10 protein-coding genes are annotated in these 10,309 nt (G+C 64.4%); 8 read left to right on the forward strand and 2 right to left on the reverse strand.

Annotated features, from left to right (window positions below):
- Positions 1–37: 37 nt before the first annotated feature.
- Genes ACN0RC_RS13530 through ACN0RC_RS13565 form a run of 8 tightly spaced genes read left to right on the forward strand, consistent with a single transcriptional unit; the run spans position 38 to position 8,790 of the window.
- Entirely contained in the window at positions 38–1,222 is a 1,185-nt protein-coding gene (locus tag ACN0RC_RS13530) for a hypothetical protein (RefSeq protein WP_417512447.1), read from the forward strand.
- Positions 1,219–2,712, forward strand: coding sequence for an SCO6880 family protein (locus ACN0RC_RS13535; protein ID WP_417512448.1), 1,494 nt, complete (start codon positions 1,219–1,221; stop codon positions 2,710–2,712). The genes ACN0RC_RS13530 and ACN0RC_RS13535 overlap by 4 nt, the downstream gene beginning before the upstream one ends.
- The gene (locus ACN0RC_RS13540; protein WP_417512449.1) at positions 2,712–4,298 is read left to right on the forward strand and encodes a hypothetical protein; all 1,587 of its coding nucleotides are present in this window, start codon (positions 2,712–2,714) and stop codon (positions 4,296–4,298) included. The genes ACN0RC_RS13535 and ACN0RC_RS13540 overlap by 1 nt, the downstream gene beginning before the upstream one ends.
- Positions 4,295–5,602: an AAA family ATPase gene (locus ACN0RC_RS13545; RefSeq protein ID WP_417512450.1), complete on the forward strand. Its 1,308-nt coding sequence runs from the start codon at positions 4,295–4,297 to the stop codon at positions 5,600–5,602. The genes ACN0RC_RS13540 and ACN0RC_RS13545 overlap by 4 nt, the downstream gene beginning before the upstream one ends.
- An 11-nt stretch (positions 5,603–5,613) precedes the next feature.
- The gene (locus ACN0RC_RS13550; protein ID WP_417512451.1) at positions 5,614–7,446 is read left to right on the forward strand and encodes a type IV secretory system conjugative DNA transfer family protein; all 1,833 of its coding nucleotides are present in this window, start codon (positions 5,614–5,616) and stop codon (positions 7,444–7,446) included.
- Positions 7,443–7,832 carry a hypothetical protein gene (locus ACN0RC_RS13555; RefSeq protein WP_417512452.1) on the forward strand — a complete coding sequence of 130 codons (390 nt, stop codon included), beginning with the start codon at positions 7,443–7,445 and terminating at the stop codon, positions 7,830–7,832. The genes ACN0RC_RS13550 and ACN0RC_RS13555 overlap by 4 nt, the downstream gene beginning before the upstream one ends.
- Positions 7,829–8,308, forward strand: a complete 480-nt coding sequence (locus ACN0RC_RS13560; protein WP_417512453.1) for a hypothetical protein — start codon at positions 7,829–7,831, stop codon at positions 8,306–8,308. Before ACN0RC_RS13555 ends, ACN0RC_RS13560 begins: the two co-directional genes overlap by 4 nt.
- A 35-nt stretch (positions 8,309–8,343) precedes the next feature.
- A complete protein-coding gene (locus ACN0RC_RS13565) occupies positions 8,344–8,790 on the forward strand; it encodes a single-stranded DNA-binding protein (RefSeq protein ID WP_417512454.1) in 447 nt (148 codons plus the stop codon).
- Between the two features lie 83 nt (positions 8,791–8,873).
- On the opposite strand, the gene ACN0RC_RS13570 is transcribed toward ACN0RC_RS13565, so the two are convergent.
- Both ACN0RC_RS13570 and ACN0RC_RS13575 read right to left on the reverse strand, forming a co-directional pair.
- Entirely contained in the window at positions 8,874–9,095 is a 222-nt protein-coding gene (locus ACN0RC_RS13570) for a hypothetical protein (protein WP_417512455.1), read from the reverse strand.
- A 378-nt stretch (positions 9,096–9,473) separates the two neighbouring features.
- On the reverse strand, positions 9,474–10,091 hold the full coding sequence (locus ACN0RC_RS13575) for a hypothetical protein (protein WP_417512456.1): 618 nt from the start codon (positions 10,089–10,091) through the stop codon (positions 9,474–9,476).
- Positions 10,092–10,309: the final 218 nt, after the last annotated feature.

Raw genomic sequence — 10,309 nt, forward strand, 5'->3', positions numbered from 1 at the left:
GGACGTCAAGCCGCAGGTGTGCTTTATCCAAGTGCTCATGGATGGCGCCGACGCCACTGTCTGCACAACATACGAAGGTCACGCGTCCGCGATCCAAGCGGCGGGTGGCAAGAAACTCACCGTCGAATACGGTTGCAGCGTCGGCGACGTCGTGTGCATCACATTCGAGAACGCTGGGCGCGGGATGGCTTTCACCGCAACAGCCGTCATGATGCTCGTGGCGTCGAGTATGAGATTCGATACGAGCACCGTGTTGTGGACGGCTGCTGTTGGCGAGTGGTCGTTTTGGCATTGGGCAGTGCTGGTGGTCTTGTTCGCCGCCATGGTCTGGGCAATCGCCTCCGCCATCGTCTCCGGCGACCGCGATGAGCTTATCGGAGCGATCATCCGTAGCTTCCTGGCGATTCCTGCCGTTCCCCTCACGTTGTGGATGCTCGGACACCTACTCAACGCGATCGACGACCTCACCTGGTATGTCCTGAACCGTGACGGTCCGATCACGCTGTTCGCCACACTCCAAAAAGTCATGTGGGCGGGAGGCAACGCGAACTATTTCTTCGCATTCCTCATCCATGGCCTGCTGCAACTGTCCATGCTGCTCCTGATGCTTGTCTTCACTTTCCGGAACATCGCCCTAGCCGCGTTGATCGCCGTAGGACCTCTCGCTTGGATGCTATTTCCCCTCAAGAGTGTCGGGCCACAGTGGGTCATACGCTACGTGTCCGCCACGGTTGCTCTACTGCTGGCGGGGCCCTTAACGATCGGGTTCGTGACGTTGATCATCAACGGACTAGCCGAAGTCGACACGATCTGGGATCCACAGTCGTGGCCGCTGATGATCGGTCTCGCCCTCGCCGCCTTCGCGCCCTTCGCCGTTTTCGGGCTTTTCAGCTTCGTCGGCGCATCGGCCTCTGATGCTCTCGGGTCGCGGCTGGGTGCCGGTGCGGGGCGCATCGCCTCCAGCGCCGCCCGCTCTGCGGCGCGGCTGCCGTCCCGACTCGGAGCACTGCCCTCCGGAATCACGAAGACCGCAGCCCCATCCCGCATCGCCACACAGTCCGCGACCGGCTCGATCCGCCGAGGATCTACCCGACCCGCAACGGTGCGGACACCGAGTTCACGTCCAACGGCTTCAACGACATCCCCCACTCCGCCCCCAAACCGCCCCACGGCACAACCGGCGTCCGCACCAGCACCCACACCTGAAGGGAAGCCGTCATGACATCGCCGTCCGACACCTCACGCCCCGTCCGACTCCCGGGGCGCTCCCGGCAGGGCATCGTCTTGGGCATGGACGGCTGGCAACTCGCATTCGTCGCCGCTGCAGCCGTCGTCGTTCTCGTCTTCGTGAATCAGTTCGGCCCGGTCGGCCTCCTCTACGCATCACCGATCTATCTCGCCTTGGGGATCTCGGCGGTCGTCACGATCCGCGGAATGTCCGCTCCGAAGATGGCGGGCCTGTGGTTGATGAAGCAACTCCGCCATGCCGCGGGAGCAACCACGCGAACGTATCGTCCCGAACGGCCGCAGATCGTCGGGACTCTGAACCTACCGGGCATCCGCGCATCCGTTCAGATCTGGGATGTCGATGGGATCGCATGCATCTACGACCCTCGTAATCGCACGGTGTCCGTTACCGCCGAGCTCGAGGTTCAGGGCTTCCTCATGCACACCGAGTCAGAGCGGCTCGATCTGGCTCAGCAGTGGTCACGCGTATTGGCTTCGTTCACGCAGCGCCCCGGAATCAAGCGGGTCACCCTGCAGGAACGCACCCTCCCCACCACGATCCGCAGTGCTCGCGATCACTACGACACAATCACCCAGCAGCGCGAGTTTGACCGCGAGTCCACTCTCGCCAAGAACTACGAGCGCGTGATGGACGACTCCGAAAGGTTCGCAGTCGCCCACCGCAACTACCTCACGTTCACCTTGGACCTCGTCGCTTTGGGAGCGCAGGTCAAAGCTCTCGGCGGAGGGAAAGGCGGCGCCCGGGCGTTGGCACTCATCGAGACCCGCACGCTGTCGGACGCTCTGATTGCCGCGCAGGTCAACGTACGAAGTTGGCTGTCTCCGCGTGAGATCGCCGCGCTCACCAGAACGACGTTCGACCCAGAGTTCGCGTCAACCGTTCAGAACCGCGCTGAGGCCAACGTCGGCGTCGACCTCGCAGCGATCGGGCCGATGTATCTGGACGAGCCCCGCCACGCGAACCACCTCGTGCGCACCGACTCGGGCGTGCACACGACGATGTGGATTCACGAATGGCCACGCTCAGACGCGCACGTCGGATTCGTATCGCCAATCGTGTTCGCCCGTCAGCCTCACACCGGAGAGGCCGTCACCCACATCTTCTCCCTGGTTCTCACACCTGTCCCCCTCAAGAAGGCGCTGAAGCGCGTCCGTGACGAGAAGAAAGTGTGGCGCGGCAACGAAAGACTGCGCGCGAAGCGCGGCGTGGATGGGTCGGCTGCGGATGCGGCGGACTGGACGGCCCTGGAGAAGGAAGAACAGGAGCTGGTCGCCGGTCACGGAGAGTTTCGGTACGGCGGCTACCTCACGGTGACCGCGCCGGACGAAGAACAGCTCGATCAGGCCATCGCCGGTATGCGGAACGCACTTGCTCAGGCGGAGATGGAAGCTCAGGTTCTGTATTGCCAGCAGGCTGAAGCGCTCATGGTGAACGCGCTCCCCCTGGGCCTGGGGATGAAGTGATGACCCGCCAACGAATCGACTTCGAACCCGGCGGGCTCTCCCGCAAGGAACGCCGACAAAGCCGCCTGGCCCGCACAAACGACCAGAGAAATCAGCAACCTGCCCGCACTCGCCGTCGCGAGAACGCACTCCCCGAGCCCGCAGTACCCGGCCCCTTCGGGCCCGGCCTCACCGAAGGCGGGTACTGGAATCTCGCCCCGATGAACGTGCCCCCACACCAAGCGACGTCGCAACACATCGCCGGTATCTACCCGTTCGTCGCGGATGCCGGGCTCGGACATCGCGGACCGATCCTCGGTGTCGATCTCAACGCTGATGCCCTCTGGCATTTCTCCCCATGGGAGACCTACGCCGACAGCACCGATCGCGGATCGTTCTCCACGAACGTGCTCGTGCTCGGTGCATACCGGGCAGGTAAGAGCGCCGTGATCAAGACCCTCGTCACGAGGTCCATGGCGTTCGGGCATCAGGCGGTCGTCCCTTCAGACCCCAAGGGAGAATGGCGCACCGTGGCCGAGGCGATCCCGGGCGGAAACGTCATCCGGCTTGGCGGCGCGTTCGACACGCGCCTCAACCCGCTCGATCGCGGACCGCGGCGAACGGGGGTGACCGACGAACAGCACGAGCAGATGGTGAAACAGCGGCGCATCACCGTCCTCACCTCCCTCGTCCAGGCCGCGCTCCCCGGCGCACACCTCACCGCCGTGGAACACGCCGCGCTCCTCGAGGCCCTCGAGCGCTGCATCGCCCGCACCGGAGATCAACCCACCCTCCGCGGCGTGTATACAGAGCTCACGCAGATCACCTCGGAGACCAATCGTGATCGGCACCTGGCGCACGGGGCTATCCAGCCGAGCTTCGTTCTTCGACGATTCGTCAACGGCGATCTCTCGGGGCTCTTCGAAGACCCATCCACAGTGAGCTTCGACGACGACGCGCCCATCGTCGTCGTCGACACCTCCGAGCTGTTTGCCCGCGGCGACCTCGTCGCTCAGCTTTCGCAGATCTGCACGACGGCATGGAACCAGGCGGTGATCTCCGACCGCGGTGCGCACAAGACCCGGTACGTCATCCGCGAAGAGGGATGGCGGGACATGACCTCGCTCGCGTCGTTGCAGATGTATCAGCAATGGTTGAAGTTGTCCCGCCACTACGGGATCAGCAACATCGTCATCCTGCACAAGATGGGCGATCTGGATGCCGTGGGCGAAGCGGATTCGCAGGAGCGCAACCTTGCGTATTCGATCGCGGGAGACATCGAGAACAAGTTCATCTTCCGTATCAATCAACAAGAAAGTGCCAGCATCAGTCAGCGGCTCAACGTGCCCCCCGCGCACGCTGAGATGGCCCGCCAGCTGCGGAAGGGCGAGTTCCTTGCCTACGTCGGCCAATACTCGTACCTGGTCGACGCATTCGCCACGTCCACGGAATGGGAGTACGAACTCTTCAAGACGGACGACGCCATGGAACTCGGCACCAGCGCTGTCGGCGAACTGCGGGGCTTTGAGATGCCCGAACTCGATTCGGCCTGGCCGACCGACACCGGAGTGGACGGCTGGCTGACGTCAAGCAAGGAGTTGAAATGACCATCGACGCACTCCCCCGCGCCTATGCGACCGTCAGAGGCACCGACGCCACATTCATCACCCTTGACGGGCGACAGGAACCGATCTCTGCCTCCCCCGATGAGGACATCCGACGCATGGTCGTCCAGCGAGCCGCCGACGAGGCTCGACGCGTCGGGGCTCCGCTCGAACTCGTCACCTCCGGCGACCGCGGAGAGCATCGCCTTGTTGTCAGCCACACCGGAGCACTCACAAGTGCGCCCGAGACGCCAGCACCAGTGCGGCGACGTGACCCCGCGATCTCGTCGACAAGCACGGACGAACCGGACATTGACAAACTGCCTGACCGTGAGAACACAGAGGCGGTCATAGGTATAGAGGCTCCAGACGTTGGGGAGACGTCAGAAGAGTCCGAACGGGCCTCGTTCATCACCTCAAACTCCACCCTGCCGGGCCCAGCCGGATGGCGGTCGACCGTCTCCAGACTCGGCATCCGCGTTCCTGAATCTCGCCATGCGCGCGAGCTTCGCGCAGCACGAGCAATCATCTCACGTCACTGGGCGGGCTATCGGGCGCTCGCGGTTGTGAACGGCAAGGGCGGCGTCGGGAAGACGATGACAACGGCCATGCTCGCAGCGGTATTCGCGCGGCTCGGCGGCGGTAACGTCCTCGCCTGGGACAACAACGACACACGCGGTACCCTCGGGTGGCGAACAGAACAGGGCACGTACGACACGACCGTCCGAGACCTCATGCCTGCGACAGCCGACCTCCTCGAACCGACCGCCACCGTCTCAGACATCTCTCGCTTCGTGCATCATCAGTCCGCAGACCGCTACGACGTGCTTCGCTCGAACCCAGAACTGCTCGCCACTGATCAGCGCATCGAGTCCGCGCAGTTCGATGTACTCATGCGAGTCGCGACGCGCTATTACCGACTTGTCGTCTTTGATTCGGGCAACGACGAGTCGGCCGACCGTTGGCTGCGCATGATCGACGGCTCGCATCAGCTGATCATCCCGACCCTCCCCTCCCCCGAATCCGCCGAGTCCGCCGCGCTGCTCCTCGACGCATTGCGCAAACGAGACGAACTCTCGGCTCGTCTCGCTGAGAATGCTGTCGTGGTTGTGACGCAACCGGAACCTGGCGTGCGTCACTCATCTCAGCAAATCGCCAAAAGCTTCGCCGGGCAGGTAAGGGCCGTGGAGACCGTCCCGTTTGATCCGGCGCTCAAGAGCGGCCCGTTGCGGTTCGACGCGCTTCGCCAGCGCACACGAAACGCATGGCTCCGCGTCGCAACGGCCGTCAGCTCCGGAATGGACTGAGGCGACGTCTCATGAACACCAACTGGGCAGGGAAGACGGTAGCGGTCCTGATCGCCGCTGCCTTCGTGCTGAGCCTCGCCACCGCGTTCGTCGCAGAGGCGGTCACGGCGCTGACATGCGGTCAACGGCCCGTCCCCGTCAGCCTTTTCGCAGGCATCGTGCTTGCTGTCACCGGCGACGCAACTCAGTACACGTCGACGTGTCCGATGCCCGTGTGGCAGATCCGCGTCCTCGACCTCCTCCTTCTATTCCTCCTGGCGGCTGCGATGATCCTGCTGCTGGTGTTCTACCGGCGCTACAAGGCTTCGGATCGGGCGTTCATCGCAGATTTGCGTCGCCGTCCAGGCTTTGCGACGAGCGCCGAGGTCCGTCAGCATCTGTCCGGCCGAGCGGTGCTTCGCCGCGCCCGGCAATTACGTCCAGACATCCAAAAGCCGCAGCCCACTGACGTCGGATGGCGCGTGGGACGCGCCCGAGGTCGCGACGTCTACGTATCGATCGAGGACTCCGTCGCACTGGAAGGCCCACCGCGTTCCGGTAAGGGATACCGCGTCCTCATCTCCGCAATCCTCGACTGGTCGGGACCGCTCATCACCACATCCACGACCAACGACAACCTGACGGCAACGATGCGGCGCCGGCAGGAACGTGGCAACGTGCACGTCTTCGACCCGCAGGGGCTCTCCGGCATTCGGCATCCGTTGCGAGTCAGTCCCCTCACCGGATGCGAGGATCCGCTGGTCGCGATGCAACGCGGCAACGCGATCATCACAGGCACTGCTCTCGGCTCCTCGACCACCAACGGCGAGTGGGCGCAAGCGTCCGGCGTCGTATTGGGCCGCCTTCTGCATGCAGCTGCTGTCGGCGACCGCACGATCGAGGACGTATATGACTGGGGCTCCAGCCCCGTCTTCGCCCGCGCCGCTGTGGACGTTCTGCGATCGGATGGAGCCCCCGGTTGGGGAGACAATCTGGAGGCGACGATCAGCGGGGACGAGAAGCTCGTCTCCTCCATCTGGTTCGGCGTGCAAGGGGCGGTCGCTCCGCTCGCTGTCCCTCAAATTCGCGACGCACTGATGCCACGCGCCGGTGACACGGTGTTCGATCCGCGCGAGTTCCTGGATGGGGCAAACTCGCTGTACTTGATCGGGTCCTCGTCCGGAGCATCCGCCATGGGCGGGTTCCTCGGTGCGCTTCTCGACGACATCGTCGAAATCGCAAGAGCTCGTGCCCTTGCCTCGCCCGGCTCGAGACTCGCGCATCCACTGGGACTGATCCTGGATGAGATCGCCAACATCTTCCGATGGGACGCGCTGCCGCGCACTATGGCCGACGGCGGCGGACGCGGCATCTGCACCTTCGTCGTCCTGCAGGCATTGTCGCAAGCGGAGACGGCGTGGTCCCGCGCCGAAGCCGACACCATCTGGGCCGCAGCAACTGCGAAGGTGCTGCTCGGCGGAGCATCCCACGTGGCCCACCTCCGCGACGTCGAAGCCCTGCTCGGAATGCGAGAGGCACGCCGCACCGAGCTGTCTTGGGACTCCGGGCAGCACGGCCACCACACCAGCGAACGCCAAGATCGATTACCGCTCATGTCCGTCGACGAGATCCGCCGCATGCCCGAGACGCTGGGACTCCTGGCCTATCGCAACCGCCGCGGTGTGCTCCTCGATCTCGCCGGCTGGGACTCGCGACACGACGCCAAAGCGATCCAGAGCGGCAAGATCAGCACCGAAGCCGAGCAGCGCATCGTGTTCGGTGCGGCGAATCGACGCACTCCGCCCGCACCTCACCTCGAGGTCGCAGACGCCGAACTTCCTACTGAGGCGGTGAACGACGAATGACCAACCAACGCCGCACAGGGCTGAAGAATCTATACCGGGACGAGTTCCTCCGATCTCCAGCGTGGTTCGCACGACGCGATCGCTGGTTCCGAGCCCACATCGCTGATGGTGTCGTCTCCTGCGCCGCCTGCGGCGTCGCAGCCATCAAGGGGAAGCTCGAGCTTCATCATCGTGACTACGCCGGTGTTCGTATTGTCCAGGGCGCATGGCAGGCGTGGGAAGACGACGAGGACCTCATTGCCCTGCATCCGAACTGCCATGAATTGTTACATCGCCTGATCGACCGCGACGTCGTGCTCGCGCGGCACCGCAGCCGCCGCGACGCATCCGACCACGCCCTGCGGATGCTGCAGCTGAAGCTCCAGGAAGGAGAAGCCGCATCGTGAGCAGCTTCGATCCGGACGACGTTGACGCGTTGCTCGCCCAGGAACTCAGCGGGTTCGATCCGAGTTCCCGCGCGGGAGGCTCCGGCATTATCGGCGGTCTCGTCACCAATTGGCGCGAACTCTCCGACGCCGAGGTTGCAGAGCGCTGGCAGGCTCTGCGGACCTGGGTCGAATGGTTCACCGTCCGGTACAACGTTCCGGTCAGCGTCGTGCCCGACTGCTGGTGGCGGCACAGCGCGATCGTCGAAGAGCTCTCCGCCCTGCACACCGCCCACCTCGCTGCGTTCGATCCCAGCGACAGCGGATTCGGACCAATCGGCTGGCACGAGCGCCTCTCCATCACGATCCCCCGGCTGAACCGCGCCTACGGAGGCGGATGCAACAACGGACACAAACCCACCCGACCCCGCTCATGGGCCCACACGACCGATGAGAAGGAATGGGCGGCGTGGACCACCACGGCCCACGCTCAGTGAGGGCGCACCCCGCGTCCGCGACGAAAGGAAGAATAATGACCACCAAGATTCCGGTAACGCTGGAGGGAAACCTCACAGCCGATCCCGAACACGGCGCCGGCGAATCGGGCAACGAGTACGCCCGATTCACACTGGCCGTCAACGACCGCAAACTCAACGAGAGCACCGGGCGCTGGGAGGATGCCGGCACCGTGTTCCACCGCGTCGTCGTGTTCAACCAGCAATCCCGCCACGTCACCGAGTCGCTCCACAAGGGAGACTCCGCCATCGTGGTCGGCGACCTCCGATTCGGCAGCTATACCGACAAAGAGTCCGGGCAGACCCGCGAGACCCGCGATGTCATCGCCGACAACGTCGGCGCCTCACTGAAGTTCGCAGGTGCCACCATGAACCGCGCCCCAAAAGCTAGCGGCCCCGCAGCAGACGCTTCGGGGCCGGTAGCAGCGCCGGCCTCGTACGCCGGTGCAGGTGTCGCGCGCTGAGAATCCACACAGGAGCGGACGGGAGTGATGCTACTCCCGTCCGCTCCTTCGCGCGAGAGACCCTTTTGCGTCAGCGAATCCTGTTACGTGCGCCATGTCAGGCCGTGCAGAAACATCGCCTGCGCCAGTTCCGGGTGCTCGAGGTCGACCAGACCGACGGTGACACCCGAGAGCCGCCGGCTCGACGGGTCGTCGCCGGGGCGTTCAAAGACCGCCCACATTCGCAAGTCGTCGCCATGGCGTGACCCGAACCGCACACCATCCGCGACCGGATTCCCGTCCGGATCGATTTGGCTGTAGAGCACGGACGCGACGCGTTGGTGAGGTCGCGCGGGTAGGCGGTCTTAAGCGCCGCAGCATCGAAGTCATCGAACCCGAGCGACACCGCGAACCGCAGAAAATTCGACCGGAGCGAAGCGATGGTGTTCGACGCGCTGACGTCGACGTACCGACCGTCGAGCGTTGCCGAAGCGACCATCTTCCCGGATAGCCAGGTGTGGTCAACTGTTCCGGCCGCAGGCACCGGGAACTCAGTCGCATCCTCGGGATCTTCGATGATGTCGCTCAGAAGTGGGCTGCCGTCGTCGTTCAGGTCGGGCCGCAGGTGGGCGAGGATCTCGATGAAGCACGCGTACCTCTAATAACACCCAATTCGACAGGACAGATGATCGGGACTGGCGTGGTCATTGAAGCCCCCGGCCGGCGTTCGGTCCTGCGCCGGGAGTGCGGTGCGGTGCCGCGGAGTCGGGGTCGATCTCGCGACGCCGGACGATCGCTTCGGCGCGCTGGATCGTGTGATTACGAATTGTCGCCAGTCGCCGGTTGACGATCTCAGTGACCTCATCGGTCAGGCGGGACTGCGTCTCCTGCTCCATCTCGTATGGCGGCATCCCCCGTGCTGTTCGTGCGATCGAATCCATTCGGATCTCTTCGCGTAGTCGCGCCTCACGCCATTCGCGGTGATGCGCGTAGATCTGGGGTCGCTCCGCTCGGATCTTCTCCACGAGGTGCTCGTGCGACTCCTTCAGCGCTTGCAGATCTCGCGCACGACGCCACTGGAGCACCTCCGGCGGAAGGCCGCCGTCCCGGCCGTTCACAATCGGCTCACCTTCAGGGGTCTTGAGCGGCGCCGACTGCGCTCTGAGTACGACGCGCCGGCGCACAGCGACTACTTTCGGGAGATCGAGCGGCAGCTCCTCCGTCGCTTCTGCGGCGATAGCGCCACGCTCTGCGACCGTGCGGCGACGCGCAAAGTACTCGTTCGCTGCGGCATCGTGCGCGCGGCGTTCGTCCGCGTACACGGAATGGATGCGTCGCGGTGGCAGCCCGAGCTTCTTGAGCCGGCTCCGCCGTCTCGATGCTTCGCGCCCGCGGGCGCGTTGCGCTTCAATGTTCTTCTGGTACCACTGCTTGAACGCGTCCGGGTTCTGCTCACGACGGGCCGCAGCCAGAGACCGCCCTCGTGCTCGGATCTCGTCCGCGTTCGCGTCTCGGTAACGCTGCGCGGACCGACGACCGC

This window comes from Microbacterium sp., from assembly GCF_048259935.1.
Lineage (GTDB): Bacteria > Actinomycetota > Actinomycetes > Actinomycetales > Microbacteriaceae > Microbacterium.